This is a genomic window from Microbacterium sp. SY138 (genome assembly GCF_039729145.1).
Taxonomy (GTDB): Bacteria; Actinomycetota; Actinomycetes; order Actinomycetales; family Microbacteriaceae; genus Microbacterium; species Microbacterium maritypicum_A.
In genome coordinates, this window is record NZ_CP155793.1 from 3,645,527 (window position 1) to 3,670,555 (window position 25,029).

The following is a 25,029-nucleotide window of genomic DNA, read 5'->3' on the forward strand; positions in this document are numbered from 1 at the left end:
AAGAACCCCCGAAGACGTGTCTCCCGAGTCTAGAGCGCCGATGCTGAAAGTCGGCCCCGGAGCAGACGTCGAGCCCCGCATAAGGTTGTCGTCATGCCCCACACCTTCGATGCCGACGTGATCACCGCCGTCCTCCGCCACATGAACGGCGACCACACCGATGACAACATCCTCATCGCCCGGGCGTTCGCGGAGCCGTCGGATGCGGAGATCACCGCATCGATCATGACCGGCTTCGACGGGGACGGCGGGCTGTGGGAGATCACGCGCGACGGCGCCGTCACCGAGTTGCGCGTGCCGTGGCCCGGCGGCCCGATCGACGACCGCCCCTCGGTGCGCCGTGAGGTCGTGGCGCTGTACGACGCCGCCTGCGCCCGGCTCGGCGTCGAACCTCGCCCGCACGCCTGACGGATCCGGCTTCCCTCCGGGGTTAGGTAACCCTTACACTGGCCTCATGCCCGAGATCCTCTCCTTCTCCGCCGCCCTGCGCGAGCGTTCGTCCGGATCGCACTCCCGCAGCGAGACCGCCGGCTTCATGTCCGACCTCCTGAAGGGCGAGGGATCGCGCGAGGACTACATCTCCCTCGTCGCACAGCACTACTTCATCTACGAGGCCCTCGAGGGCGCCGGCGAGCGCATGCGCCAGGATCCGGTCGCCTCGGTCTTCATCACCGACAAGCTCACGCGTCTGCCCGCGCTCGAAGCCGACCTCGAGTTCCTGCTCGGTGCCGACTGGCGTGAGCGGATCGTCGCGCTGCCCACCACGCAGCGTTACGTCGACCGCATCCGTCAGGTGGGCGCCACGTGGGCCGGCGGTTTCGTCGCCCACCACTACACCCGCTACCTCGGCGACCTCTCCGGAGGCATCTTCATCGGACGCGTGATGGCACGCCGCTTCGGCTTCGAGACCAACGGCATCGGCTTCTACCTGTTCGACGACATCGCGGATCCGGCCGCCTTCAAGGACGTGTACCGCGAGCAGCTCGACGCCGCTCCCTGGGACGATGCCGAGCGCGAGCGCGTGATCGACGAGGTGCTCCTCGCCTACCGTTTCAACACCGAGCTGTTCGAAGACCTCGACCGCGCACGCGCCGCTGCCTGAGCCGCTGCCGGAGCCGGAGCCAGGGCCGGGCCTTCAGCTCTTCGGCAGCTCCGGGGTCGATGCCGCGAGCCAGGCGTCGCGCATGAACCGGCGCACGTCTTCGTCGACCCGGATGTCACGGGGTCGCAGCGCACGCGACAGGTAGAGCCCGTCGAGCGAGGTCAGCCGGCTGAGCGCGACGTAGGTCTGCCCCGGTGCGAACGCCCCGGAGCCGAGGTCGATGATCGCCCGCTCGTAGGTCTTGCCCTGCGACTTGTGGATCGTGACGGCCCACGCCAAGCGCAACGGGAACTGGGTGAACTCCGCGACCACGTCACGGGAGAGCTTCTTGGTGTTCTGGTCGTACGCGTAGCGGAACCGTTCCCACACGGCCGGTTCGACGTCGACCTCCTCGCCGTCGATGTCGACACGCACAGCGCTGCCGAGGATGCGTACGACCGTGCCGATGGTGCCGTTGACCCACCGCGGCGGCTCCCCCGACATCGCGGTGTCGTTGCGCAGGAACATGACCTGCGCTCCGACCTTCAGCTTCAGCTCCGACTCGGCGGGGAGCGCGGCCTCGCCCCGCCCGAAGTCTCCGCTCACCTCGGCACGTGCGGTCTGCTCCTTGCCCGGCAATGCGGCCAGGTGACGACTGTTGATGCTGTTCACGATGTCGTTGCGGGTCGCGAGCGTGATCATCGGCACCTCCCCCGGCTCCGGGTCCGGTGGCGTCCGCGCTCCCTGGGCGTTCAGCACCCCGGCGATCTCGGCGGTGACCCGTCCGTAGCGCACGGCGTTCAGCATGGCCTTGAACCCGTCGTCGGACTGGCGGTGGATCTGCACGAGTTCGCGCACGTGCAGATCGGCCCGCGAGTCGACCGCGAAGAGTCCGTCCTGATCGGACTCGCCGGTACCGCCGCCAGTCCCTGCCCACACCTTCGCATCGAAGAACCAGAACGAGCGGTAGTGGTCCCGCACGTAGCGAGCCTCATCACCGCGGGGCGGCACGGGCGCCAGCTGGTACGGGTCTCCGAACATGACGACCTGCACGCCGCCGAACGGCTCGCCCCTGCGCCCACGCGCCTGGCGCAGGGAGCGGTCGATCGCATCCATAAGATCCGCGTTGACCATCGAGATCTCATCGATCACGAGCGTCTCGATGGCGTTCAGGATGCGACGGGTCGCGTCGTTCTGATCGATGTCGGCGTCCCCGATCAGACCGATCGGCAGGCGGAACAGCGAGTGGATCGTCTGCCCCTCGACGTTGAGCGCCGCCACGCCCGTGGGCGCGCAGATGGCGATCTGCTTCTTCGTGTTCCACGCGAAATGCTGCAGGAGGGTCGACTTGCCGGTCCCGGCTCGACCGGTGATGAAGACGTGCTCGCCGGTGTCCTCGATGAGGCGGAACAGCTCTTGCTGCTCCTCGGACAGGGCGGGAAGGGACACGGTTCTCACAGGGGCAGCGGGCGGACAGGGCGCTCGTCCATGCTACGGCCCGGCATCCGCGCACGCCCGCCGACGCTCGGCGTCCCCCCAGGACGCCCTCTTAGACTGACGCCATGGACCGGGCACGTGCGAGCGCGCCCCGGCGCGCGCGCCTGGGGGTCGACCTGGCGATGCTCGCTGTCGTCGGCATGATGCTCGTCGCCGCACTCGGAGCCGGTGGCGTCACGCTGTATCAGCAGTTCTACGGGCCGTCGGCGTTCGTGGTCCGCTACCTCGACCTGCTCTCCTCCGGTCGCGCCGCTGACGCGCTGCGTGTTCCCGGGGTCGCGATCGACCGCGAGACACTCGATGCCGCGGGCATCGACACCGCGGCATCGGAGGCGATGCTCCGCCGCGCCGCGCTCGCGCCGCTGACCGACGTGACGGTGACGTCGGAGAAACCCGCAGACGGCGGCACCGCCGTCACCGTCAGCTACCAGGCGAGCGGCCACCCCGGGACCAGTACGTTCCTGATCGAACAGGACGGATGGGCGGGAGTCACCCCCCATTGGCGTTTCACGACGAGCCCCCTGGCCGTCGTGGATCTCACGGTTCGCGGTGCGGACAAGTTCGCCGTGAACGGGTTCGAGGTCGATCGGCGTCAGGTGTCGATCGACGGTGCCGATGCCGTCCCCCTCGACCCGCTGCCGCTGCTGGTGTTCACCCCCGGACTGTATGCGATCACGGTGGACACCCCCATATCGACGGCCTCCGGCCACGGAGTGCTCGCCGACACCCCCCTCGCCGTCACGCCGCTCGATGTGCAGACCGAGCCGACCGACGAGTTCATCGACGTCGTGCAGGAGCGCGTCGAGGCTTTCCTCACCGAGTGCACGACGCAGGAGGTGCTGCAGCCGACGGCCTGCCCGTTCGGCCTGCGGGTCACGAACCGCCTCGCCTCGGCTCCGAAGTGGTCGATCGCGGCCCAGCCTCGGGTCACGGTCACCCCCGACGGCGGGCAGTGGCAGATCCCGACGACGGATGCGGTCGCTCACGTCGACGTCGACATCAAGTCGCTGTTCGACGGCAAGACCCAGCCGCTGTCGGAAGACGTCCCCTTCCAGCTCACGGGAACGATCGCGATCCTTCCCGACGGCACCGCGTCGATCAGGATCGGCTCCCCCGGAGAGCAGCCCGTCGGCTGACGCCCGAGCGAGCCGGCCTCAGCGGCCTGCGCGCTGCTCCCGCTCGTCGCGCTCGGCGAGGGCAGCCAGCTTGGCGTTGTACTCCTCGAGCTCGGCGTCTCCCGTGCGATCGGCGTGCCGGTCCGCGCGGCGCTGCAGCTTGGTGTCGCTGCGACTCCACTGGATCGCGACCGTGATCGCGAGGATGAGCGTAGGGATCTCGCCGATCGACCAGGCGATGCCGCCACCCACGTACTGATCCTGCAGCGGGTCCACGCCCCAGTCACGGCCCATCGATCCGAACCAGTCGGCCACCATGAGGCCCTCCTGCATCATGATCGCGATGCCGAAGAAGGCGTGCATCGCCATCACGGCGATCAGGGTGATCAGACGACCGGGGTAGGGCAGGCGGTAGGGCACCGGGTCGGCGCCGATCAGGCTCATCACGAAGAGGTAGCCCGAGATCAGGAAGTGGATGATCATCCACTCATGGCCGAGGTGCTCGTACATCGACCAGCGCACGAGGTCGGTGAAGTAGAACGCCCAGAGCGACAGGATGAAGATCGCCGCCGCCACGAACGGGTGCGTCACGACGCGGGCGAAGGGCGAGTGCACGGCCCACATGATCCACTCGCGACCGCCTCGGGTGCCGTCGTCGCGTTTGTGGATCGCACGCAGGGCGAGGGTGATGGGGGCACCGGACACCATCAGCAGCGGGATCGCCATCGACAGCATCATGTGGCCCATCATGTGGATGCTGAAGAGGTATTCCTGGTAGGCGTTGAGCGGCCCGCTGGTCACCCAGACGAGCATCAGCATGCCGAGCACCCAGAACACGGTCCGATGGATCGGCCAGCGGTCGCCGCGCAGTCGCAGCCGCCGCACTCCTGCCAGGTAGAGGAACAGTCCGAAGCCGGCGGCGACGAGCCAGAGCACGTCGAAGTCCCAGGCAGTGAACCAGCGCTCGATCGTCAGTTCCGGCGGCAGCGTCGAGCCGGTGAGGATCTGCGCGGGGGTCTGGGCGAACGCGGCGACCTCCCCTGTGGGGGGAGGTGTGCGTGCGAGTGCGGCGGCAGCACCCGAGGCGAGACCCATCAACGCGACCTCGCACAGCACGAGGAGCCAGAACCAGCCGGCCGCGCGCTGACCGGAGAGCTTGGGGATCAGGCGGGCGCGGTACCAGGCCCCCAGCAGCCCCATTCCCCCCAGGAGTGCGACCTTGGCCAGCACGATCCAGCCGTAGGGCGTCGCCCACAGCGCATCCCAGCTGCCGACGGCGACGATGGACCGGGTGACGCCCGACACGGCGACCACGGCGAAAGCGGCGATCGCGAGCGACGAATAGCGCCCGACGAGTTGCGCGGTGTCGACATCGGCTCGTCCGCGCAACAGGACCAGGAGCAGGAGACCGCCGAGCCAGACGGCGGCGCCGATCGTGTGCAACAGGATCGAGTTGACGGCCATGTTGTGCCCGGCGAGGTCGCCGGCATGGCCCTGAGTCGCGAGCGGGAGGAAGGATGCGGCGGCGAGGAGGGCCGTGATCAGTGTGGGTGTCCACGAACGCCACGCGAACGCCAGCACCGTGATGATCGCACCGAAGATGGTGGTGATGAGCCAGGACTGCCCCAGCGGCAGCTCCAGCAGGAATCGACCGAGCTGCGTGCCGAACTCGCGTTCGATGCTGAGCTTCGGGTTGAAGGCGGCCATGAAGGCGAGAAAGCCGGCGAGACCCGCGGAAACCGTGAACACGGCCGCTCCCACCGAGGCGATGTTCAGGGCGGCGTCGAATGATCGGTCCCCCGCGCGCAGTCCGAACAGCGCGAGCACGAGCGAGCCGAGCATGACCGCGCCCGAGATGTTCATGACGAGCTTGGCGATCGGCGTGCCCCAGAGCACGAACGGCCCCGGATCCTGCAGGAGCGGCGGCTTGGCGCCTCCGCCGACGAGCAGCGCCAGCACGAGGGCTGCCATCGCGGCGAGCAGGAGGATGACGATTCCCGCGATTCGATACGCCGAAATCCGACTCGTCGACTCGCTGCGGGAACTCACCCCTCCAGCCTAGGCGCGACCGGCGGTGAGAAAGCACGAAGGCCGCTCCCGTCGGAACGGGAACGGCCTTCGAAGAGGTGCGGTCGAATTACTTGACGGCAGCCTTGAGCTTGGAACCAGCGGTCACCTTGACGCGCTTGCCGGCCGGGATCTTGATCTCGGCGCCGGTCTGCGGGTTGCGGCCCGTGCGAGCAGCGGTGTCGACCTGCTCGAAGGAGATCCAGCCCGGGATGGAGACCTTGCTGCCCTTGGCAACAGCGTCGGAGACCGTGGCGAACAGCGAGTCGAGGACACCGGAGACGGTGGCCTGGCTCTGGCCCGTGGCGCTTGCGATGCTCGCGACGAGCTCGGTCTTGGTGATGGACTTGTCAGCCATGTCATCCTCCAGCGACGAGATCCCGTCGCATCGTTGTGGGTATCGGAGCGGGTGCTCCTGGTCTAGCGACCGCCTCGAATGTACCAACCACCACCCTCATTTCCGCGTCATTTCGCGGGTTTTGGGCAATTACTGGGCGTGTCGCGTCACTTTTGTCACTCCAGTCACAGAAACCAAGGCCCTCAACGGGGCCAGTGCGCCTTGATCACGGCGCTGGACGTGCGCGCGAAAGCCGGCGCGACGGGGTCCTCCCCGTCCCCACACCCCCATGCCCCCCGTGGGGAGGAGTCCTCGCCGATGGGCGGAGGATGTTCCTGAGTGGTTCCGCCCGACGGGGAGTTCTCCGCCCGTCGCGGTGTGCAGAGGTGCGAGGATCAGCGCGCGAGATGGAGGAGCTGAGCGATCGCAGCCAGGATCAGGCTCTGCACGTCCGCCCAGTGGTTCATGAGCTGGTCGTAGCCGATGCGGATCACGTGATAGCCGCGGAGCATCAACTCGACGTCGTGCGCGATATCGCTCGTGCGTTGGGGTCCGACATGATGCCCACCGTCGATCTGCACGACGAGTCGTTCGCCGATCAAGAAGTCCACTCGGTGCCCGATGATCCAGACCTGCGGCGTGATCGGCAGGTCCAGCCATGCCATCCGCGTGCGGAAGATGGTCTCTGTCTCCGCGTCGGCGAAGGGACGGGCGTCGCCCAGGAGCCGCCTCGCCGCCGGCGGCAGGGGTGCCCGTTCGAGCACGTCGGGGTCCACGGCCCCTGCCCGCATCGCGGACTCCCAGGTCGCGAGCGCATCTTCATATGGCTGACAGCGCGCCACGAGCACGAGCGCGTTCTCGATCGAGTCCTCGAGCAGATCCGGATCTCGAGGGAAGATCGGCCGGCTCCAGTGCACGACCCCACGAGCATCCTTCGCGTGACCGGACTTCGGGGGTGCCGCCAGGTGCGGTCGCGATACGGCCGTCACCCACAGATCCTTCCGCGCGGCAACGGTGACGCAACTGAGCACGACTCCTCGCTTCGCCGCCGCGACGAGCATCGGGTCCGCACCGGGGAGCCCCACCCACCCCCGGCACACCGAGACCACCGCCCCTGCGCGCACCGCTTGCCGCAGCGCGTGCTCGGTGACCCCCGCTCGGCGCATGGTGACGACCCGCGCGATCCCGTTCCTGGCTGTGAGGGCGCGCACGACATCCATGCCTCGAGCCTGCCGCGCCTCGACGGCCCCGCAGCGCCACAGATCCGCCCTCTGTTCACTCCTTAGCAGTGGCTACTCGCTGTGCAGGGGCAGTCTTCGGGCGGACTTCCTCGTGATGGGCGGCGAACCCCATCACCGAAGTCCGCCTATCAGCGAGAAGTCCGCCCTTCGCGTGGCGCTTCACGAGACAGAGACAGGAGACAGGAGACAGGAGACAGAGACAGGAGACAGAGGCGCGGAGCGAACGTGAGGGTGGGGACGCGAAAGGGGCGAGGATCCGAAGATCCTCGCCCCATTCGGCTGTCTGCTGAGACTTACCAGCTCGACTTGGTCACGCCGGGCAGCTCGCCACGGTGCGCCATGTCACGGAAGCGGACACGCGAGATGCCGAACTTCGTGAGGACACCGCGGGGGCGGCCGTCGATGACGTCGCGCGAACGCACGCGAGCCGGCGACGCGTTGCGCGGCAGCTTCTGCAGGCCGACGCGAGCGGCCTCGCGGGCCTCGTCGGTGGCGTTCGGGTCGACCAGGGTCTTCTTCAGCTCGGCGCGACGCTCGGCGTAACGCTCGACGATGACCTTGCGCTGCTCGTTGCGAGCGATCTTGCTCTTCTTAGCCATTGATCAACGCTCCTCTCGGAATTCGACGTGCTGACGGATGACCGGGTCGTACTTCTTGAGCACGAGGCGGTCGGGGGTGTTGCGGCGGTTCTTCTTGGTCACGTACGTGTATCCCGTACCTGCCGTCGAACGCAGCTTGATGATCGGACGTACGTCCTGAGCCTTCTTGGCCATTAGAGCTTCACACCCTTCGCCTGGAGGTCCTTGACCACGTTCTCGATGCCACGGACGTCGATCACCTTGATGCCCTTGGCGGACACGTTGAGCGTGATCTTACGACCGAGCGAGGGAACGAAATACGTCTTCTTCTGCACGTTCGGGTCGAAGCGGCGCTTCGTCCGGCGGTGCGAGTGCGAGACATTGTGTCCGAAGCCGGGAACAGCTCCGGTCACCTGGCACACTGCTGCCATGATGTGACTCCTTCTATACCGTGAGGCCGGACGGCCCCACCCAAGATCCCTTGTCTGCACGCAACCACGACCCGCCGATCTCTCGGCCGCAGAAGGGGAAGCACGCGAACTGCGCACAGGAGTGTGCGCAGACAAAGAGTCAGTTTAGCACGGGCGCCGACGCGGTCGATCCCGGCTCCCCCGAAGCGAGTTCGGCAGCAGCCTCGGCCGCGCCCCTGCCCCATCGGAACGGCGACACCGTCGGGGCCGCGTCGATCCAGAAGCGCCACGGGAAAGCCGCGGTCCCGGCGACGCCGGCGACACCGACGCGCGGACCGCTGGCCACGTCGTCCCGCTGCGGACCCAGCCACAGCTCGGCTCGTGCTCCGCGACGCTCCCCACCCGTGATCGCGTCGATCCCGTCGTGCACGGGATGCCGCAATCCCACCGCCTGTCCGAGACGACCCGGCCCGCGGGCGAGGTCCCGCAGCGTCGTGCGCCGAAGGGGAAGCGCGACGCCACGTCGGAGGGCCGCCGCCTCCGTGCCGCTCACGATCTCGCCCGCCCGGAGCAGCACGCCGTCGCCGTGCCCTTCAGGGCCGCACACGACGTTCACGCACGAGTGGATGCCGTGGCTCAGGTACACGTACAGGTGGCCCGGCTCGCCCCACATCGTGGAGTTGCGGGCCGTGCGCCCCATGCGCGCATGAGAACCCGGATCGGGGATCTCGCCCGTGCCCTGCCCGTGGTACGCCTCGACCTCCGTGATGCGCAACCGCACCTCGACGGGAACGGAGTCGCTCCCGATCGTGACGACCGTGCGCAGCTCGCCTCCGAGCAGGCGCGGTGCGACGTCGACCGCAGAGGCGCTCAGGTCTGCACGGACGGCACGGCGCAGGCTTTCGTGCGGCAGGTCGACGCCGCGGAGGAGGTCGGAACCGTCCGTCATCTCAGAAGCGCGGAGCCGTCTGGCACCACGAGGCGTCGAAGCCGGTGAGGGCGACGATCTCCTTGCCGGAAGCCATGTCGATCAGGTGGGTCTCGACGTTCTCGGGCAGCGGCAGCAGCATCCCGTCGTAGGCGTTGTTCGCCAGGTCGGGAGCGACGACGACGGCGGCGTACTGGCCGCTCGGCGACGCGCAGGCCTGCAGGATCGAGTCCGTGGATCCGACCTCGACCAGCGGGGTCGCCGCGCCGTCGTCGTCGACGCGCACGACCACTTGTCCGATCGGCAGCCCCTCGTCGTCGCGAGCGATCACGTGGCGCAACGTGCCACCGGGATACGGCGTGATCGAGCTCGCCGTCCCGTAGTCGGGATCGGATGCCGCGAGCGGCTGCTCCGACCCGTCTGCGAGATTGAGTTCGACCACGGCCCCGTCGAGCCGTTCGACGATCGCCGTGTAGGTGCCGCGGGAGATCCCCTGGATGGTGGCCGCGAGGCCGAGGGACTGCACACCCGTGTCGGTCGAACGGTCGACGAGCGAGAGGGCTCCGTCGAAGTCGATGAACAGCACGGCTGCGCTGTCGGGCACGAACTGCCAGACGAAGACGCTCGCCTCGGTGCCGGCGACCTCGATGATCTGCGGGTCGTCATCGCCGCTCAGCGACTGGGTGACCAGCACGCTCGCGCGCCCCTCGGTGTCGCTGAGCTCCTTGTCGGAGTAGCTGTAGCCGACGAGGCCGCCGCGTTCGGAGACCTGGATCGCGCCCACGTATCCCTCACCGGGAAGAGTGAGCTCACGCTGGTTCTTGCCGTCGCGGTCCATCACGAGCAGGCGGGACCCGTCGTCCTCCTCGACCGACACCACGAGCTGCGTGGAGGTCGCGCGGAAGTCGTTGATCTTGTCGTGCTCGAAGACCGGGACGGCCTTCTCGCCGCTGAGGTCGGTGAGGAAGATCTTGTCCTTGCCCGCGACATCGCGACGCAGCAGGAAGATGTTCGACGGCGGCGTCGTGAAGCTCGTGGTCAGCGTCGTCTTCGGGCCACCGCCGGCACCGACCACATCGGCGACACGGACCGTGTACTCGGTTGAGTCGTCGAGCGGGACCGTGAATCGCACGCCCACGCCGCGCCCCGAGGCATCCACCGTGAAGGGCACCTCCGGCTCGACCGTGACCTGCGCCGGGTCGATGTCGGCGAGTGCCTGGTTCGCAGTGAGGATCACGCGGCTGCCGGACGATTCGATCGCCTGTGCCGCATCGACCTGCACATCGCTGATGCGCGGGCCCTGAAGGAGGCTGGCGATGCCCAACCCCGTCCCGACGACGACGAGCACCCCGAGGACCGCGGCAACCGTGAGCACGAACCGGCGTCGGCTCCCCGGCGGGGGCGGGACCCGGCGCTCGGCGGCGGCGCGGGGGATCGGCGGCGCATACGGGTCCGCTGTCGCGTCATGTGCCGCCGCACCGGCCGCTGCACCGGCCACCGCGCTCTCGACGACGGGTTCCGGTGCGGCGCCGACGAACACGGGTTCGGTCGCGAGGGGGACGGGCGGAAGAGCGGTCGCCTCCGCATCCTCGCGCGCCGCAGCCTCGAAGGCGGCCATCTTGCGGGCGGCGGCCTCCTGCTCCGCGACCTCACGGTCACCTGCCTCACGGACCGCGGCTTCACGAGCAGCCGCCTCACGCGCAGCCGCCTCGCGCGCAGCCGCTTCGTCTGCACCGGCAGATTGCTGATCGCCCGGCCGATCGGCCGGGGTGGGCTGGTCGGCGGGCGGTGCGACATGGTCGGCAGACGCCACCGCGCGGTCGATCCGCTCGGCCTCCGCCGCTTCGGCAGCTTCTCGCGCTGCACGCATCTCCGCGCGGGTGCGCGGGACGGCGGGCACCTCTGGGCGCTCGTCGTCAGTACTCATAGGGGTCTCCCGGCTCATCGATCGCGACGACATCGGTCGGCTCGATGCGGAGCTTGCCGTCGGCATCCGCGCGCACGGTGCCGGTGATCTCGACCCATTGGCCGGTCGCGTACTCGTCGGGCTTCACATCGACGGGCAGAACGGCGGTCTGCGCATCGATCACGCAATGCGTGATGACCAGACGGGTCAGGTTCACACCGTCGTCTCCCGACGCGCCCGGCGTCACGAAGCCCGTGAGCTTCACCGCGGCGCCGTCGTAGGCGGCCGTGTTCGTCGCCGCCGTGAAGACACTCGCCCAGTCGCCGACGCCGAACGTCGACGTGTCGGCCACGCCGAGAGCGACCGAGTCCGCGCCGGCGAACAATGCGCTCTGCTCTCCCGCGCGCGACATCGCGAGCTCGACCGACAGGGAGGCCGGCGGCAGGACGAGACCCGCCACGACGACACCCGAGGCGATGACTCCGCCGGCGACGGCCGCGACTCCGGCGAGCGCGCGGCGAGAGGAGGCCGGGGCACCATCGTGATCAGCACCGTCGTGATCAGCACCGTCGTGATCCACACCGTCGTGATCCACACCGTCGTGATCCACACCGTCGTGATCCGCACCCTCGCGGTCACCGTGGACTGCGGGAGCGGGCACAGGCCCGTGGTCGTGGCCGTGGTCGCTCTCTTCCCCCAACGGGAGGGTGCACGACCAGATCGCTCCGGCCAGAGTCACGACCGCGGCGGTACAGGCGAACCACACCGACTCCGGGCTGATGTAGAGGTTGAGGCGCCCCGTGAGACCGAGGCCGAGGGTGACGACCGAGATGACGGTCGCGAGCCCCACACCCAGCCAGCGGGTGCCGAGTGCACGTATGCGGGTGGCGGTCTGCCCGGACCGCGCCGTCTGCTCAGACAAGGACGTTCACCCCGATACCGATCGCGAAAGCCGAGGCGAGCACGATGCCGACGATCCCGACGAGCGTGCGCGCGGTGAACGTGGTGCGCATGAGCGCCAGCATCTTGATGTCGACGAGTGGACCGACGAGCAGGAAGGCGACGAGGGCGCCGGACGAGAACGTCGAGGCGAACGAGAGCGCGAAGAACGCATCGACGTTCGAGCAGATGGCCACCGTCATCGCGAGCGCCATCATGGCGACGATCGACAGCACCGGGTTCGACCCGATCGCGAGCAGCCACTCGCGCGGGATCAGTACCTGCACGGCCCCGGCGAGCGCCGAGCCGATCACGAGTGCAGGCATGACGGCGCGCAGCTCGATCAGGAACTGGGTGAGACTGCGGCGCACCGGCGTGCCCGGTTCGTGGGTGACCAGCTCGCAGGTGTCGACGAAGCGCTGGGTGAGCATGCCGTCCGGGTCGGGGTGGCGGCTGTAGATCCAGCCGATGAGGTTCGCGATGAGGTAGCCGCCCACGAGCCGGGCGACGAGGATCCCACCGTCCCAGCCGAAAGCGGCGTGCGTGGTGAGGATCACGATCGGGTTCACGATCGGCGCGGCGATGAGGAACGTCATCGCTTCGGCCGGCGCGAGGCCGCGCATCATGAGGCCACGGGCGAAGGGCACGTTGCCGCACTCGCACACCGGGATCAGCATGCCCAACAGCGACAGCACCGCACGGCGGGCCCACGCGCGCTTCGGCAGCCAGCGGTGGATCGCATCGGCCGGGAGCCACACCTGCACGACGATCGAGAGCAGCACGCCGAGGATGACGAACGGCAGGGCTTCGATGAGCACACTCAGCGCGAGGGTGAGACCGTCCTGCGCGCGGGTGGGCAGCGAGGCGGGGAACAGCGTCGGCAGGAAGGCATCGATCAGGAAGAGCGCGGCGATGATGGCAGCGCCCAGGCCGACGCCGATCCATGCCGATCGCGGCGAGGGCGCCGGGCGATGGGAGTGGCCGTGACGGGTCGCCGTTGCTGCCGAGGAGCTCACGCGGACGCGGCCCTCTCGGCGTCGCGCTTGTTCGCACACGGGGTGCACAGCCCGAAGATGTCGACCACGTGGGCGGCCTCGGTGAAGCCGTGCAGTGCCGCGGTGCGGTGCGCCCACTGCTCGACGTCCTTGGCCTCGATCTCGACGGTCAGACCGCAGGATCGGCAGATGAGGTGGTGATGGTGGCCCTGCGTGGTGCAGGCGCGGTACAGCGCCTCGCCCTCGGGACTCTGCAGCGAGTCGGCGTCTCCGGAGGCGGCGAGTCCGGCCAGCGCACGGTAGACGGTGGCGAGGCCGATGCCGGTGTTGTCGTCGCGCAGCGCGGCGTGCAGGCTCTGCGCGCTCACGAATCCGCGCGCGTCGGCGAGTGCTTCGCGCACACGTTCGCGCTGCCAGGTGTTCCGCTGAGCCATACGAAGAGTCTAGGCCGCGGGGGTTGGCGAGGGCTGGGAGAGGATTTCAGGCACGCACACGGCGCACTCGGGCCCGCGCCTTCTGCACGATCCAGCACACCACGTAGATCGTGAACGACAGGGTCGTGATGTACGGGCTCACCGGGAGCGTGCCGGCGAGGGCCAGCAGGATGCCGCCGACCGCGGACACGAAGCCGAACAGCGCGGCCAGCAACGGCACGGCGATGGGGCCTGCGGTGACGCGCATCGCGGCGGCCGCGGGAGTGACCAGCAACGCCATCACCAGGAGCGCACCGATGATGTGCACGCTCACCGCGACGATCAGGCCGAGCAGCACCATGAACAGCAGGCTGACGGCACGGGTCGGCACGCCGCGGGCCGCAGCCGATTCCGGGTCGAGCGAGTCGAACCGCAGCGGGTTCCACATCACCAGCAGCCCGATCAGCACGACCATGCTGATGCCGATGAGCCAGCCGAGGTCGGGGCTCGAGACCGACACGATCTGGCCGGTGAGCAGGCTGAAGCGGTTGGCGCTGCGGCCGTCGTAGAGCGAGAGGAACAGGATGCCGAGGCCCAGGCCGAACGGCATGAGCACACCCACGATGGAGTTGCGGTCCCTGGCCTTGGCCCCGAGGACCCCGATCAGGATGGCGGCGACGAGCGCTCCGCCGAGAGACCCGGCCACCACGCTTCCGCCGAAGAGCAGGGCGGCAGCCGCTCCCGCGAATGACAGCTCGCTCACGCCGTGCACCGCGAAAGCCAGGTCGCGCTGCATCACGAAGACGCCGATGAGTCCGCCGACGATGCCGAGCACCGCGCCGGCGATGATCGAGTTCGCGAGCAGGGTGACGAGCTCGCCGTAGTCCTGGAACGAGAAGACGTCGCTCCAATCGACCAGCGGCACGATGCCCAGCGCGACGCTCATGCCGCTCCTCCGTGCTCGTGGTGTCCGTGCTCGTGGTCGCCGTGGTCGTGGTGGGGCTCGGCGTCCGGCACACCCACGACCACCAGCCGGTCGCCCGCGCGGAGCACGAACACCGGAGTGCCGTAGAGGTCGGTGAGCACGCGCGTCTGCAGCACCTCGTCGGGAGTTCCGAGCAGGAACCGTCCGCCGGCGATGTAGAGGATGCGGTCGACCCGGCCGAGGATCGGATTGATGTCATGGGTGACGAACAGCACCGCCGCCTCGCGCTCACGGCGCTGACGATCGATGATGTCCGTCACGGCGACCTGGTTCGCGAGGTCGAGATTCGACAGCGGCTCGTCGCACAGCAGCAGGGCCGGCTCATCGGCGAGGGCCTGACCGACCCGCAGTCGCTGCTGCTCGCCGCCGGAGAGCAGTCCGACCCGGCGATCGGCGAAGTGCGAGGCGCCGACCGCCTCGAGCAGGTGGTCGACCTTGGCGCGGTCGCCACGGTGCGGGATCGGGAAGCCGAAGCGGCTCCCCTGCACGCCGAGGGCGACGAGGTCGCGGGCTCGCATGCTCGTGTCGGGGGCGAGCGAGCGCTGCTGCGGGATGTACCCGATACGGGAGTTACCGCGGTGCACGGGCTCACCCGCGACGCGGATCGTGCCCGAAGACAGCGGTTGCAGGCCCAGGATGCTCCGCAGCAGGGTGGTCTTGCCCGATCCGGAGGGGCCGAGCACCGCGATGAACTCCCCCGGCTCGACCGTGAGGTCGAGGCCTGACCAGAGTTCGCGATCACCGCGCTGCAGCGACGCGTCGGAGATCTCGAGGACCGGATTCCCGCGCTGTGCGGCGCCGCTCACGACTTGACGGCGGCGGCGAGGCTCTGGATCGCGTCACTCATCCACTCAGAGTACGACGATCCGTCCTCGAGCAGCTCCGTGAAGGCGACGACGGGGATACCGGCGTCCTTCGCCGCGGTTTCGACGCGCTGCGTCTCGGACCCGCCGGTCTGCGCGTTGGTCAGCAGTGCCGTCACCTGACCGCTGCCGATCACGTCGAGCGCCTGCAGCAGCACGGCCGGGGCGACGTCGGTGCCCTCTTCGACCGACTCGGCGAATCCGTCGGGGGTGACATCGGTGAATCCGGCGGCGGCGGCGAGGTAGCCGGGCAGCGGCTCGGTGATGAAGACGTCGACGTCGGGCGCCTCCGTCTTGAGGGTCGCCAGCTCGGTCTCGAAGCCTTCGAGGTCGGCCGTGAGAGTGGCCGCGTTCGCGGCGAACTCCTTCGCACCGTCGGGGTCGAGCTCGGTCAGCTCGTCGGCGATGGCCTCGACGACGTGGATCATGGTGTGCGGGTCGAACCAGACGTGCTCGTTGAAGCCCTCGATGTGGTCGTGGCCCTCGTGCCCGGCCTCGTCGTCGGCGTGATCGTGCACCTCGTCCTCGGGCGCGTCGCTCTCCTCGGGGGCAGCGCTCGCCGACTCGTCGGCGTGGTCGTGGCCCGCCTCGTCGTGACCCTCGTTCCCGGGGAAGTCGTGCGAGTACTCGACGGCTGTGACCACATGCGGGTCCTTCGCGTCCTGCAGCAGCGTGTCGATGAAGGCGTCGTAGCCGCCGCCGTTCTCGATCACAAGGTCGGCCTTCTGCACCGTGAGCCGGTCGCGGGCGCTCGCCTCGTAGGAGTGCGGGTCCTGCGAGGCGGAGGTGATGATCGACTGCACGTCGACGCGATCGCCGCCGATCGTCGCGGCGATGTCGCCGTAGACGTTGGTGCTCGCGACGACCGTGATGGTGCCGTCGTCGCCCTCCCCCGCCGAGGGGGTGGAGCATCCGGCCAGCGTGAGAGCGGCGACGGATGCGAGGGCGAGGGCGACGACGGGCTTCTTCATGCCTTCACTCTAAACGCTAATGAGAACCATTATCAAATCCTTCGCCCTGCCTGCCTGCCTGCCCGCCCGCCAAAACGGAGACGATTGGACGTTCACGCGGGGTGTCTGTGATCAACACCCCGCGCGTGACGCGGATCGTCTCTGTTTTCGCAGCTGCGGGAGCTCAGGCGCGCAGCTCGGCCGGCGCGATCCAGACCGTGGCCTCGCCGGGAAGCGTCGAGCCCTCGAGCAGAGCACTCGCGAGCACGACGTCGGCGGCATCCGCACCGAGGTCGACGGGCTCGGCGCCGAAGTTCGACATCACCTGCCAGCCGTTCGGGCGGGCGAAGCGCAGCACATCGTCGCGGCCGGTCTCGATCCACTCCAGGGTCTCGCCGGTCTGCAGCAGGTGCCGCAGGCGCAGGGCCTCCCGGTACAGCGAGAGCGTCGACGACGGGTCCGCCGCCTCGACGTCGACCGCATACTGCGCGAACCACTCCGGCTGCGGAAGGTGCGCACCCGCAGCCCCGAAGCCGTACGAGGAGCCCTCAGCCGACCACGGCAGGGGCACGCGGCATCCGTCCCGACCGAGGCCGTCGAACTCCGCGCCACGGAAGAAGCCCGGGTCCTGACGCTGCTCCGGCGTGATCTGCGCGACCTCGTGCAGACCGAGCTCCTCCCCCTGATAAAGATAGGTGCTGCCGGGCAGGCCGAGCAGCAGCAGGGTGGCCGCGTGCGCCCGGCGGAGCCCGCCCTCGCGGTCGAGTGCATCCGCCGGACCACCGGCCTTCACCCACTCGGTGCCCTGCTTGACCGGACGGCCGTTCAGTGCCGGGAGCCCGTAGCGGGTGGCATGGCGGGTGACGTCATGGTTCGACAGCACCCAGGTGGTCGACGATCCGGTCGCCGCCGCCTGCTGCAGGTTGTCGGCGATGATGCTGCGGAACTGCGCGGCGTCGAAGTCGGCGACCAGCAGATCGAAGTTGAACGCCTGCCCGAGCCCCTCGGCCGACGCGTACTTCGCCCGGCGCTCCGGCGTCTCCACCCAGGCCTCGGCGACGGCGGTGCGCGGCGGGTCGTACTCGTCGAACACCGCACGCCACTCGGCGTAGATCTCGTGCACGTCGTCACGGTCGACCATCGGGTGCGTGCCCGAGGTGCGGTCCATCGCGTCGAGCTCGGCACGCGAGGGCAGCGGTTCGCTGAGGTCCTTCGTGAGCATGTGGGCGACGTCGATGCGGAATCCGTCGACACCGCGGTCCGACCAGAAGCGCAGCGTCTTCAGGAAGTCGGCGCGCACCTCGGGGTGGTCCCAGTTCAGGTCGGGCTGCTCCACGGCGAAGTTGTGCAGATACCACTGCCCGTCTTCCACGCGCTCCCAGGCACTGCCGCCGAACACCGAGTCCCAGTCGGTCGGCGGCTCGGAGCCGTCGGGTCCGGTGCCCTCGCGGAAGATGTAGCGGTCGCGCGCCGCCGAGCCGCGCCCCGCAGCGAGCGCCTCCTGGAACCACTCGTGCTGGTCGGACGAGTGGTTCGGGACGATGTCGACGATCACGCGGATGCCGCGGGAGTGCAGCGCCTCGACCATGTCGTCGAAGTCGGCGAGGGAGCCCAGCCGCGGGTCGACGTCACGGTAGTCGGCGACGTCGTATCCGCCGTCGGCGAGCGCGGACGGATAGAACGGGCTGAGCCAGACCGCATCGATACCGAGGCCCTGCAGGTAGTCGGCCCGGGAGACGATGCCCGGGATGTCACCGATGCCGTCGCCGTTCGCGTCGGCGAAGCTGCGCGGGTAGATCTGGTAGACGGCGGCCTGACGCCACCACGCGGCGTCTTCGGCGGTGCGGGTCTCGGCGAGAAGCGCGTCGGTCATGAGGGGAGGACTCCTTCTGTGTTTCCGGTGGTTCGGTGGCTTCGGTGGCTTCGAGCGGCTCGGGCGGTTCGAGCGGTGCGGCGGTCAGCCCTTGACGGCGCCCTGGGTGACGCCCTCCATGACCCACCGCTGCGTGAACAGGTAGGCCACGATCGCGGGCGCCATCGCCATGAGGTACGAGGCGAAGGCGACGTTGTAGTTGTTGCTGAACTGGTTCTGGAACAGGTTCTGCCGCACCGGCAGCGTCTGCAGCGCCGGATCGGCGATGATGAGCGACGGCATCATGAAGTCGTTCCAGGCGTAGAGGAAGGCGAAGATGCCGACCGTCGCACTCATCGGGGCGAGCAGCGGGAAGATGAGCTTCCAGAACGTCTGCCAGGTCGTGGCTCCGTCGATGCGCGCGCTCTCCTCGAGCTCGATCGGTATCGAGCGCAGGAACGCGGTGAACAGCAGCACGCTGAAGCTCAACTGGAACATGGTCGCGAGGATGATCACGCCGAACGGGTTGTCGAGCCCGACGCGTCCGGTGAGCTGGATCTGCGGCAGGGCCACGACCGGGAACGGGATGAACATCGCCGCGAGCAGGTAGAAGAACGAGTAGCGGAACAGCCGACGGTCCCAGTTGCGCACGATGGCGTAGGAGGCGAAGGCCGCCAGCACGATCGTCGCGATCACGGTGCCGGCGGTGACCAGCAGCGAGATGCCCGCACCGACGGGGAACTTCGTCAGCGTCCACGCCTCGACGAAACCGTCGACGCTGAACGGGGCCGGCAGCGAGAAGGCATTGCCGTCGACCGCCTGACCCGTGGTCTTGAGCGCCATCGAGATGGTCACGTACAGCGGCAGGAGCACGGTCACGGCGCACAGGATCAGGATGATCGTGCCCGACCAGTTGACGCGCTCCATGCGCACGCGCGGCTTCTTGCCCGAGGTGGGGACGGTGGTGAGTGTCTGCGTCGACATCAGAGTGCGTTCCTTCCGCGCGTCAGCGACAGCTGGAGGAGGGAGATGAGCACGGCGACGATGAAGAAGATGGTCGCGTTGGCCATCTGATAGGCGTAGTCGCCGCCGTTGAAGCCCGCGATGATCGTCATCGCGACGCTGCGGGTGGAGGTTCCGGGGCCTCCGTTGGTGAGGCCGACGATGATGTCGTAGGCGTTCAGGAACCCCTTGAATCCGAGGATCACGTTGATCACCACATAGCCCGCGACGAGCGGGAGCGTGATGCGGGTGAGCTGCTGCGCCTTGCTGGCGCCATCGATACTCGCCGCCTCGTACACCTCGCCGGGAACCGAGAGAAGGCCGGCGATGTAGATCAGCAGGGTGCCGGGCACGGCCTGCCAGGCGGTGACGATGACGATGGCGATCCAGGCGAGGTCGGGGTTGGCGAGCAGGCTCGTCTCGAGCCACGGGATGCCGGCCGCCGCGCCAGCCGCGGGGATCGAGTTCGAGAACAGGAAGTTGAAGACGTAGGCGATGATGATGCCCGAGATCACCATCGGGATCACGAAGATCGTGCGCAGGCCCGTCTTGAAGCGGATGCGCGAGGTGAGCCCGACCGCCAGCAGGAACGCGACCACGTTGACGACGATCACCGTGGCGATCGAGAACCCGAAGGTGAACAGGTAGCTCTGCAGGATCGACGGATCGCTGAACAGCGCGATGTAGTTCGTCAGTCCGTTGAAGCTCCACTCCCCGATGCCGATCGAGTCGGTGAAGCTGAAGAAGATGCCGATGACTCCCGGAACCGTGATCGCGAGCGTGAAGAGCACCAGCGTCGGCAGCAGGAACAGGTAGTAGATCGGCTCGACGCGACGCGTGTGCCGCCGGAGCTTCCGGTCGCCGCCGGTGACGATGAGGGTCGTGCTGTCACCGGGCGCGGTGGGCGTGGTGGGCGTGGTGGTGCTCATGGCGCGGACTCCTCTGTCTCGCCGGAAGCGGATGGGGCGCCGGAAGCGGACGCGGCGTCCTTCGTCGACGGGATCGGCGCGCGGAAGGCGATGCGGGCCCAGTCCGCGTCCATCGTGCGCAGGATGGAGGTCGGAGAGGCGCCGAGCACCATCGCCTGCGCGTAGTTCATGATCGGAAGCGTCTTGGGCACGAGCACCGACGGGCCCTGGTAGATCTGCCCGTTGTCGTAGTACTCGACCATCCCCTCGATGCGGGGGTCGTCGGGGGCGGGAGCACCCTTCGTCGGGGTGAAGCCGAGCTGCGAGGCGTTGTACTCCTCGATGTTCTGCGGCTCGTAGAGGAACTCGAGGAAGTCGCGGGCGGCCTCCTGATGGCGAGAACCCTCGGGGATCATCGCGGCCAGGTCCATGTTGACGCGCACGCCGAGGTCGGCCGGGTCGTCGGTCATCGGCAGCGGGAAGGTGCCCAGCTGCAGGTCGGGTGCGGTCTTCGCGATCTCGCTGAAGGCCCACGGGCCCTGCAGGTACATCGCGGCCTCGCCCTTGCCGAAAGCGAGGTTGCCGTCGCCGTAGCCGCGGCTCGGCGCATCCGCGTTGGTGTAGTCGTTCGCGAGCTGCATCATCTTGTCCATCGGCTCGGCGAAGTCCTTCGAGAACGAGACCGCGGAGTCGGGACCGACGTCCGCGCCCTCATCGGCGAGGGCATCGAAGAAATCGATCACGTCCACCGAGCCGCCCGCGGTGTAGTCGTACCACCCCTGGCCCACGGTCCAGTCGTCCTTGAACGTGCCGTAGAACGGATCGATGCCGGCGGCCTTGAGCTGGTCGCACACCGCGAGCAGCTCGTCCCAGGTCTGCGGGACCTCGAGGCCCTGCGCCTGGAAGATCTCCTTGTTGTAGATGACGGACGCGGCCATCACCGAGTACGGGAGGGCGCTGGTGCGGCCCTCACAGGACCCGTACTGGTCCATCAGCGGCTGCAGGTCGTCGCGGATGCCCGCGGCGGCGTCGGTGCCTGCGAGATCGGTGAGCGCGCAGCGCTGCACGAACCGGGCGATCTCGTAGTTGTAGTTGGCGAGCATGATGTCGGGCGGGTTGCCCCGCACGAAACTCGCCGAGACGACATCGACGCCCGAGGTGTCGATCTCGACCTTCACGTCGCTCTGCGAGGAGTTGTACTCGGCGACGAGGGCGGTCATGAACTCGATCGCCTCGCGCTTGCTGAAGGTGAAGCGGATGGTCTCCGCTCCCGTGTCGGCGGCGCAACCCGCGAGGGCTGTGCCGACCAGGGTGACCCCCAGGGCCGCGGCCGCCGCTCGCACCGCGCGTGTTCGTCTCTCAGACACCGTCGTCCTTCCGTCATGTAAATTCCTGCACTAAATCTAGTGAGCGAATTTACTCTATCGAACGGTACTCTCTCATTGGAGGACAGGGAGGTCAAGGGCCATGACAGAAGTCTCCGCAGACCTGGGAACCGGACGCGCGAGCGTCGGTGCCGTCCTCGACTTCGCCTGGACCGCCGGCGAGTTCACCGCGACCGAGGCGATGGCCGGCACCTCCCTGACCCGTTCCACCGCGATCGACGCCATCGACACGCTGGTCGGGGCCGAGGTGCTGCGCGAGCTGCCGAACGCCCGCGCCGCGGGCACCTACCGCTCCGGCCGCCCCTCGCGTCGCTTCGTCCTCGCCCCCGATCTCGGGGTCGTGATCGGTGTCGACGCGGGAGACACCCACCTCGCCGTGACCGTGGCCGACCCCCTCGATCGGACCCTCGTGCATCACCGCGTGGAGTTCGAGCCGGGGCAGACGGCGCCCGAGCGGCGCACGGCGATACTGGAGCGCCTGGACGATGCGCTCGCCGAGGCCGAGGTGACGCGCGACCAGGTGCTCGCGCTGTGCGTCGGCGTCGCGGCGCCCGTGAACCGCGACGGCATCTCCCCACCTCACCCGGACGGCTTCTGGGAACGGACCAACCCTGGACTCGCCGAGGCACTGAGCGACTGGGCCCCGGTCGTGCAGATCAAGAACGACGCGCAACTCGCCGCCATCGCCGAGGGCGCTGAGGGCGCGGCGATCGGATGCCGCGACTACGTGGCGCTGCTCGCGAGCGAACGGTTCGGCGGCGGCGTGGTGGTCGACGGCCATGTGCTGCACGGTGCGCACGGCGGTGTCGGCGAGGGCGTCGTCTTCGACCACATCGTGGGTGTGGGTTCGGCGTTCGGGCTCCGCTACGCCGTGCAGGATCAGGTGCGTGCAGCTGTGGATTCCGGGGAGATCGCCGGCGACAGCACCGTCGGCCGGCTCGTCGAGGCCGACCGCATCGACCCCCGTCTGGTGCTGACCCTCGCGGCCTCAGGCGATCCGGACGCCGCGCTGGTCACCTCGCGCGTCGGGGCCACCGTCGCCCGCATCGTCGGCGTGCTCGGCAGCATGTACGACCCGGCGCGCGTCATCGTGTGCGGAGCGGTCGCCGAGAGCATCGAGCCCGTGCTGACCGCAGCCCGTCGCATCCTCCCCGAAGAGCTGCACCTGCCGGCGCCGGAGATCCTCGCGTCGACGCTCGGGGCCGAAGTCGTGTCACGGGGAGCCGTGGCGACCGCCCGGAAGGCGGCGAGGGAGCACGCGGTGCCACGGTTGGCGGAGGAGCGCCTCCGCGCGAGCGCCTGACGCGGGATCCGGCGACGCTCCGCCACCACGCTCGTCCATGAGGTCAGGCCGATGCTCCCGAAGCCTTGTCGCGCCCGAGCACGTCCAATCCGCTGTGGCGTGCCGCGAAAGCGAGCATGTCGGCCAGCTCGGCGATGAGTTTGGTTCGACCCTTGCCTGCGCCGTGTCCGCTGTTCGTCTCGATCCTGGCCAGAATCGGTGCTTCGCCGCGCTGGGCCCGTTGCAGGGCTGCGGCGAACTTGTAACTGTGCAGGGGAACGACCCGGTCGTCGTGGTCACCCGTCGTCACCATCGTCGCCGGATAGGCGGCCGGCTTCACGTTGTGCACTGGCGAGTAGGCGATCGCGATCTCGAAGTCCTCGAGTTCGTCCGGGTCGCCGTAGTCCGAGATCCATGCGGCGCCAAACGTGAAGAGGTGGAACCGAAGCAGGTCCATGACACCGACGTTGGGGAGCGCGACGGCAGCGAGATCCGGGCGCTGGGTGATGACCGCCCCGACCAGAAGGCCGCCGTTGCTCGCCCCATGAAGGACCAGCTGATCGGGTCCGGTCACTCCCGTCGCGAGCAGATGCTCACCGACGGCGATGTAGTCGTCGAACACGTTCTGTTTGTGCGCACGCCGCCCTCCGTCGTACCACTCGCGACCGAACTCCCCTCCCCCGCGCAGGTTCGCGATGGCGACGGTACCCCCGGCAGCCAGCCACCCGGCAAGCGCGGGGTAGTAATCGGTGCCGATGACGACCCCGAAGCCGCCGTATCCCCAGAGCATCGTCGGTCGAGGTCCGACATCCTCCTGCCCCGCCGGGCGCACGACGAAGTACGGAACCCTGGTGCCGTCCTTGCTCGTCGCCCATGCCTGCGTGATATCGGCATCCTCCGCGCCGTCCGCTCCGCTGCTCACGGAGAGGCCGGGGATCGGCTCGAGACGATTCGTCCCTGTGGTGGCTCGAAGGGCGAACGACGGGCGGGTCGGGGTCGTCCAGGCGACGAAGTACTCCTCATCGTCCGGCGACGCCCACCATCGGCCCTCGATCGGCTCTCCGGCCGGAGCATCGACCACACCCCGCCGTTCGCCCGCGAGGCTGTACCTCTCGATCCGGGGAACCGCGTTCGACAGCCGCACCAACAGCAGTTCGTCACCTGCTGCCAAAGCGAACGTCAGGGTGCCTTCGCCCGCGGGAATCACCTCGGTGACGTCGGCCACCCCCGTCTGGCGGAAGGAGGCGAGGTCGATACTGACGATCCGCCCGCGCTCCGCATGCAGATCCGTCCGACACAGCAGCCGTTCTCCGACCATTCGTACGAAGTCGAATGCCGCCTCGTCCTCGTCGATCACGCGCAGAGGTTCACCCACGGACGTTCGGTCCTCCTGCGTCTCGAGGGGGAAGACCCAGAGTCGATTCGACAGCGCGGTGCCGATTCGAAGGTCGACGACGAGCCAACGACCATCGTGCGAGACGGAGTAGAGGTAGAGAGCCCCGGGTTCTTCGGGGTGGTCAAGGAGCACGCGGTCGGACGACTCCGGAGTTCCCACACGGTGGTGGAGCAATCTCCAGCGCCCGGTCGCACTGGTCTCGGTTCCGGTCATCGTCGCGTCCCGCACGGGCGCCGCATAGACGTACGAAGCGCTGTCGGGAAGCCAAGCTGGCGGCATGCCCTTCGACTGGATCGCATCGTCGGCGACCGGGTCCCCCGTCTCGACGTCGAACAGGCGATACTCACTCCAGTCGCTTCCTCCTTCGCTGACGACGGCAGCCAGGGTCCGTCCGTCCTTGCTCACCTCGACGTCGAGGACTGCGGTCGTACCGTCGTCGGACCATCGGTTGGGGTCGAGGAGAACGCTCCCCCCTCCCGTGGCAAGCTCATGCAGCGTCGCTCCCTGCCACCACACATCTTGGTTCTGGGCGCCGTCGTTCCGGGAGACGAGATATCGACCGCCCGCCTTCCGCGGCGCGCCGGACCGGGGAGCCGAAAGAACATCGGAGAGCACGCGCTGGAACCATTGGCGCTCGGGGAGTGCTGACAACTGAGACTCCGTGAAGTCGTTCTGGCTACGCACCCATGCCGCGGTTTCAGCGGAGTCAGGCTCTTCGAGCCACCGGTACGGATCCGGTACCGCCCGTCCGTGGAGGATTTCCACCACGTCGGCGAGACGCGTCGCAGGGACCCCATCCGCCGTGTTCTCAGAATTCATGCATTGCTCCGATCTGTGGCGTGCGGACGAGTCCGACGAGATCGGAATCCGGCATTAGGGATCGGCAACGCACCGCCGAG

General features: G+C 68.5%; 24 protein-coding genes. 4 read left to right on the forward strand and 20 right to left on the reverse strand.

What is annotated here, in order from left to right:
- The first annotated feature begins 93 nt into the window (after positions 1 to 93).
- Positions 94 to 408 (forward strand): DUF2470 domain-containing protein, encoded by a 315-nt coding sequence (locus tag ABDC25_RS17605; protein ID WP_021201621.1) that lies wholly within the window; start codon positions 94 to 96, stop codon positions 406 to 408.
- A 46-nt stretch (positions 409 to 454) separates the two neighbouring features.
- A complete protein-coding gene (locus tag ABDC25_RS17610) occupies positions 455 to 1,102 on the forward strand; it encodes a biliverdin-producing heme oxygenase (protein ID WP_021201620.1) in 648 nt (215 codons plus the stop codon).
- Positions 1,103 to 1,135: 33 nt separating this feature from the next.
- On the opposite strand, the gene ABDC25_RS17615 is transcribed toward ABDC25_RS17610, so the two are convergent.
- Positions 1,136 to 2,530 (reverse strand): AAA family ATPase, encoded by a 1,395-nt coding sequence (locus tag ABDC25_RS17615; protein WP_347126024.1) that lies wholly within the window; start codon positions 2,528 to 2,530, stop codon positions 1,136 to 1,138.
- A gap of 113 nt (positions 2,531 to 2,643) precedes the next feature.
- Between ABDC25_RS17615 and ABDC25_RS17620 the strand changes: the two genes are divergently transcribed.
- Positions 2,644 to 3,714, forward strand: coding sequence for a hypothetical protein (locus ABDC25_RS17620; RefSeq protein WP_347123899.1), 1,071 nt, complete (start codon positions 2,644 to 2,646; stop codon positions 3,712 to 3,714).
- Positions 3,715 to 3,732: 18 nt separating this feature from the next.
- Here ABDC25_RS17620 and ABDC25_RS17625 read toward each other — a convergent pair whose 3' ends face one another.
- The 18 genes from ABDC25_RS17625 to ABDC25_RS17710 all read right to left on the reverse strand — a co-directional run bounded on the left by ABDC25_RS17625 (position 3,733) and on the right by ABDC25_RS17710 (position 21,434).
- Positions 3,733 to 5,664 (reverse strand): cytochrome c oxidase assembly protein, encoded by a 1,932-nt coding sequence (locus tag ABDC25_RS17625; protein ID WP_051667799.1) that lies wholly within the window; start codon positions 5,662 to 5,664, stop codon positions 3,733 to 3,735.
- A 166-nt stretch (positions 5,665 to 5,830) separates the two neighbouring features.
- Positions 5,831 to 6,118, reverse strand: coding sequence for an HU family DNA-binding protein (locus ABDC25_RS17630; protein WP_017203554.1), 288 nt, complete (start codon positions 6,116 to 6,118; stop codon positions 5,831 to 5,833).
- 374 nt (positions 6,119 to 6,492) lie between these two features.
- Positions 6,493 to 7,317 (reverse strand): DUF559 domain-containing protein, encoded by an 825-nt coding sequence (locus ABDC25_RS17635; RefSeq protein ID WP_167255189.1) that lies wholly within the window; start codon positions 7,315 to 7,317, stop codon positions 6,493 to 6,495.
- 314 nt (positions 7,318 to 7,631) lie between these two features.
- Positions 7,632 to 7,937 carry a 30S ribosomal protein S14 gene (rpsN, locus tag ABDC25_RS17640; protein ID WP_017829734.1) on the reverse strand — a complete coding sequence of 102 codons (306 nt, stop codon included), beginning with the start codon at positions 7,935 to 7,937 and terminating at the stop codon, positions 7,632 to 7,634.
- A gap of 3 nt (positions 7,938 to 7,940) precedes the next feature.
- Positions 7,941 to 8,111, reverse strand: a complete 171-nt coding sequence (gene rpmG, locus ABDC25_RS17645) for a 50S ribosomal protein L33 (protein WP_017203558.1) — start codon at positions 8,109 to 8,111, stop codon at positions 7,941 to 7,943.
- Entirely contained in the window at positions 8,111 to 8,347 is a 237-nt protein-coding gene (rpmB, locus tag ABDC25_RS17650; RefSeq protein ID WP_017203559.1) for a 50S ribosomal protein L28, read from the reverse strand. The genes rpmG and rpmB overlap by 1 nt, the downstream gene beginning before the upstream one ends.
- A 139-nt stretch (positions 8,348 to 8,486) precedes the next feature.
- A complete protein-coding gene (locus tag ABDC25_RS17655) occupies positions 8,487 to 9,275 on the reverse strand; it encodes a DNA-3-methyladenine glycosylase (protein WP_347123903.1) in 789 nt (262 codons plus the stop codon).
- 1 nt (position 9,276) lies between these two features.
- Positions 9,277 to 11,181 carry a hypothetical protein gene (locus ABDC25_RS17660; protein WP_347123905.1) on the reverse strand — a complete coding sequence of 635 codons (1,905 nt, stop codon included), beginning with the start codon at positions 11,179 to 11,181 and terminating at the stop codon, positions 9,277 to 9,279.
- Positions 11,171 to 12,082: a DUF1980 domain-containing protein gene (locus ABDC25_RS17665; RefSeq protein WP_347123907.1), complete on the reverse strand. Its 912-nt coding sequence runs from the start codon at positions 12,080 to 12,082 to the stop codon at positions 11,171 to 11,173. Before ABDC25_RS17665 ends, ABDC25_RS17660 begins: the two co-directional genes overlap by 11 nt.
- Positions 12,075 to 13,115, reverse strand: coding sequence for a permease (locus ABDC25_RS17670; RefSeq protein ID WP_021201612.1), 1,041 nt, complete (start codon positions 13,113 to 13,115; stop codon positions 12,075 to 12,077). Before ABDC25_RS17670 ends, ABDC25_RS17665 begins: the two co-directional genes overlap by 8 nt.
- Entirely contained in the window at positions 13,112 to 13,528 is a 417-nt protein-coding gene (locus ABDC25_RS17675) for a transcriptional repressor (protein WP_021201611.1), read from the reverse strand. Before ABDC25_RS17675 ends, ABDC25_RS17670 begins: the two co-directional genes overlap by 4 nt.
- 46 nt (positions 13,529 to 13,574) lie before the next feature.
- Entirely contained in the window at positions 13,575 to 14,453 is an 879-nt protein-coding gene (locus tag ABDC25_RS17680; RefSeq protein WP_029264828.1) for a metal ABC transporter permease, read from the reverse strand.
- On the reverse strand, positions 14,450 to 15,298 hold the full coding sequence (locus tag ABDC25_RS17685; RefSeq protein ID WP_347123910.1) for a metal ABC transporter ATP-binding protein: 849 nt from the start codon (positions 15,296 to 15,298) through the stop codon (positions 14,450 to 14,452). Before ABDC25_RS17685 ends, ABDC25_RS17680 begins: the two co-directional genes overlap by 4 nt.
- Entirely contained in the window at positions 15,295 to 16,326 is a 1,032-nt protein-coding gene (locus tag ABDC25_RS17690; protein ID WP_347123912.1) for a zinc ABC transporter substrate-binding protein, read from the reverse strand. Before ABDC25_RS17690 ends, ABDC25_RS17685 begins: the two co-directional genes overlap by 4 nt.
- 163 nt (positions 16,327 to 16,489) lie before the next feature.
- Positions 16,490 to 18,178, reverse strand: a complete 1,689-nt coding sequence (locus ABDC25_RS17695) for a glycoside hydrolase family 13 protein (RefSeq protein WP_347123914.1) — start codon at positions 18,176 to 18,178, stop codon at positions 16,490 to 16,492.
- Between the two features lie 84 nt (positions 18,179 to 18,262).
- Entirely contained in the window at positions 18,263 to 19,141 is an 879-nt protein-coding gene (locus tag ABDC25_RS17700; RefSeq protein WP_021201606.1) for a carbohydrate ABC transporter permease, read from the reverse strand.
- Positions 19,141 to 20,088: a sugar ABC transporter permease gene (locus tag ABDC25_RS17705; RefSeq protein WP_172889164.1), complete on the reverse strand. Its 948-nt coding sequence runs from the start codon at positions 20,086 to 20,088 to the stop codon at positions 19,141 to 19,143. The genes ABDC25_RS17700 and ABDC25_RS17705 overlap by 1 nt, the downstream gene beginning before the upstream one ends.
- Positions 20,085 to 21,434, reverse strand: a complete 1,350-nt coding sequence (locus ABDC25_RS17710) for an ABC transporter substrate-binding protein (protein ID WP_046399054.1) — start codon at positions 21,432 to 21,434, stop codon at positions 20,085 to 20,087. Before ABDC25_RS17710 ends, ABDC25_RS17705 begins: the two co-directional genes overlap by 4 nt.
- A gap of 100 nt (positions 21,435 to 21,534) precedes the next feature.
- Here ABDC25_RS17710 and ABDC25_RS17715 point away from each other — a divergent pair, with 100 nt between their 5' ends.
- The gene (locus ABDC25_RS17715; protein ID WP_021201603.1) at positions 21,535 to 22,755 is read left to right on the forward strand and encodes an ROK family protein; all 1,221 of its coding nucleotides are present in this window, start codon (positions 21,535 to 21,537) and stop codon (positions 22,753 to 22,755) included.
- 43 nt (positions 22,756 to 22,798) lie between these two features.
- Here the strand turns inward: ABDC25_RS17715 and ABDC25_RS17720 are convergent, their stop codons facing one another.
- The gene (locus ABDC25_RS17720) at positions 22,799 to 24,949 is read right to left on the reverse strand and encodes a prolyl oligopeptidase family serine peptidase (protein ID WP_347123918.1); all 2,151 of its coding nucleotides are present in this window, start codon (positions 24,947 to 24,949) and stop codon (positions 22,799 to 22,801) included.
- Between the last annotated feature and the right edge of the window lie 80 nt (positions 24,950 to 25,029).

What these genes read in the sequence shown, in the direction of transcription:
- ABDC25_RS17635 (WP_167255189.1), bottom strand. Translation starts at nt 7,317, where the DNA reads ATGGATGTCGTGCGCGCCCTCACAGCCAGGAACGGGATCGCGCGGGTC.
- rpsN (WP_017829734.1), bottom strand. Translation starts at nt 7,937, where the DNA reads ATGGCTAAGAAGAGCAAGATCGCTCGCAACGAGCAGCGCAAGGTCATC.
- ABDC25_RS17620 (WP_347123899.1), top strand. Translation starts at nt 2,644, where the DNA reads ATGGACCGGGCACGTGCGAGCGCGCCCCGGCGCGCGCGCCTGGGGGTC.
- ABDC25_RS17660 (WP_347123905.1), bottom strand. Translation starts at nt 11,181, where the DNA reads ATGAGTACTGACGACGAGCGCCCAGAGGTGCCCGCCGTCCCGCGCACC.
- ABDC25_RS17675 (WP_021201611.1), bottom strand. Translation starts at nt 13,528, where the DNA reads ATGGCTCAGCGGAACACCTGGCAGCGCGAACGTGTGCGCGAAGCACTC.
- ABDC25_RS17680 (WP_029264828.1), bottom strand. Translation starts at nt 14,453, where the DNA reads ATGAGCGTCGCGCTGGGCATCGTGCCGCTGGTCGATTGGAGCGACGTC.
- ABDC25_RS17655 (WP_347123903.1), bottom strand. Translation starts at nt 9,275, where the DNA reads ATGACGGACGGTTCCGACCTCCTCCGCGGCGTCGACCTGCCGCACGAA.
- ABDC25_RS17610 (WP_021201620.1), top strand. Translation starts at nt 455, where the DNA reads ATGCCCGAGATCCTCTCCTTCTCCGCCGCCCTGCGCGAGCGTTCGTCC.
- ABDC25_RS17625 (WP_051667799.1), bottom strand. Translation starts at nt 5,664, where the DNA reads ATGGCAGCCCTCGTGCTGGCGCTGCTCGTCGGCGGAGGCGCCAAGCCG.
- ABDC25_RS17630 (WP_017203554.1), bottom strand. Translation starts at nt 6,118, where the DNA reads ATGGCTGACAAGTCCATCACCAAGACCGAGCTCGTCGCGAGCATCGCA.
- ABDC25_RS17605 (WP_021201621.1), top strand. Translation starts at nt 94, where the DNA reads ATGCCCCACACCTTCGATGCCGACGTGATCACCGCCGTCCTCCGCCAC.
- ABDC25_RS17715 (WP_021201603.1), top strand. Translation starts at nt 21,535, where the DNA reads ATGACAGAAGTCTCCGCAGACCTGGGAACCGGACGCGCGAGCGTCGGT.
- ABDC25_RS17705 (WP_172889164.1), bottom strand. Translation starts at nt 20,088, where the DNA reads ATGAGCACCACCACGCCCACCACGCCCACCGCGCCCGGTGACAGCACG.
- rpmB (WP_017203559.1), bottom strand. Translation starts at nt 8,347, where the DNA reads ATGGCAGCAGTGTGCCAGGTGACCGGAGCTGTTCCCGGCTTCGGACAC.
- ABDC25_RS17690 (WP_347123912.1), bottom strand. Translation starts at nt 16,326, where the DNA reads ATGAAGAAGCCCGTCGTCGCCCTCGCCCTCGCATCCGTCGCCGCTCTC.
- ABDC25_RS17695 (WP_347123914.1), bottom strand. Translation starts at nt 18,178, where the DNA reads ATGACCGACGCGCTTCTCGCCGAGACCCGCACCGCCGAAGACGCCGCG.
- ABDC25_RS17720 (WP_347123918.1), bottom strand. Translation starts at nt 24,949, where the DNA reads ATGAATTCTGAGAACACGGCGGATGGGGTCCCTGCGACGCGTCTCGCC.
- rpmG (WP_017203558.1), bottom strand. Translation starts at nt 8,111, where the DNA reads ATGGCCAAGAAGGCTCAGGACGTACGTCCGATCATCAAGCTGCGTTCG.
- ABDC25_RS17700 (WP_021201606.1), bottom strand. Translation starts at nt 19,141, where the DNA reads ATGTCGACGCAGACACTCACCACCGTCCCCACCTCGGGCAAGAAGCCG.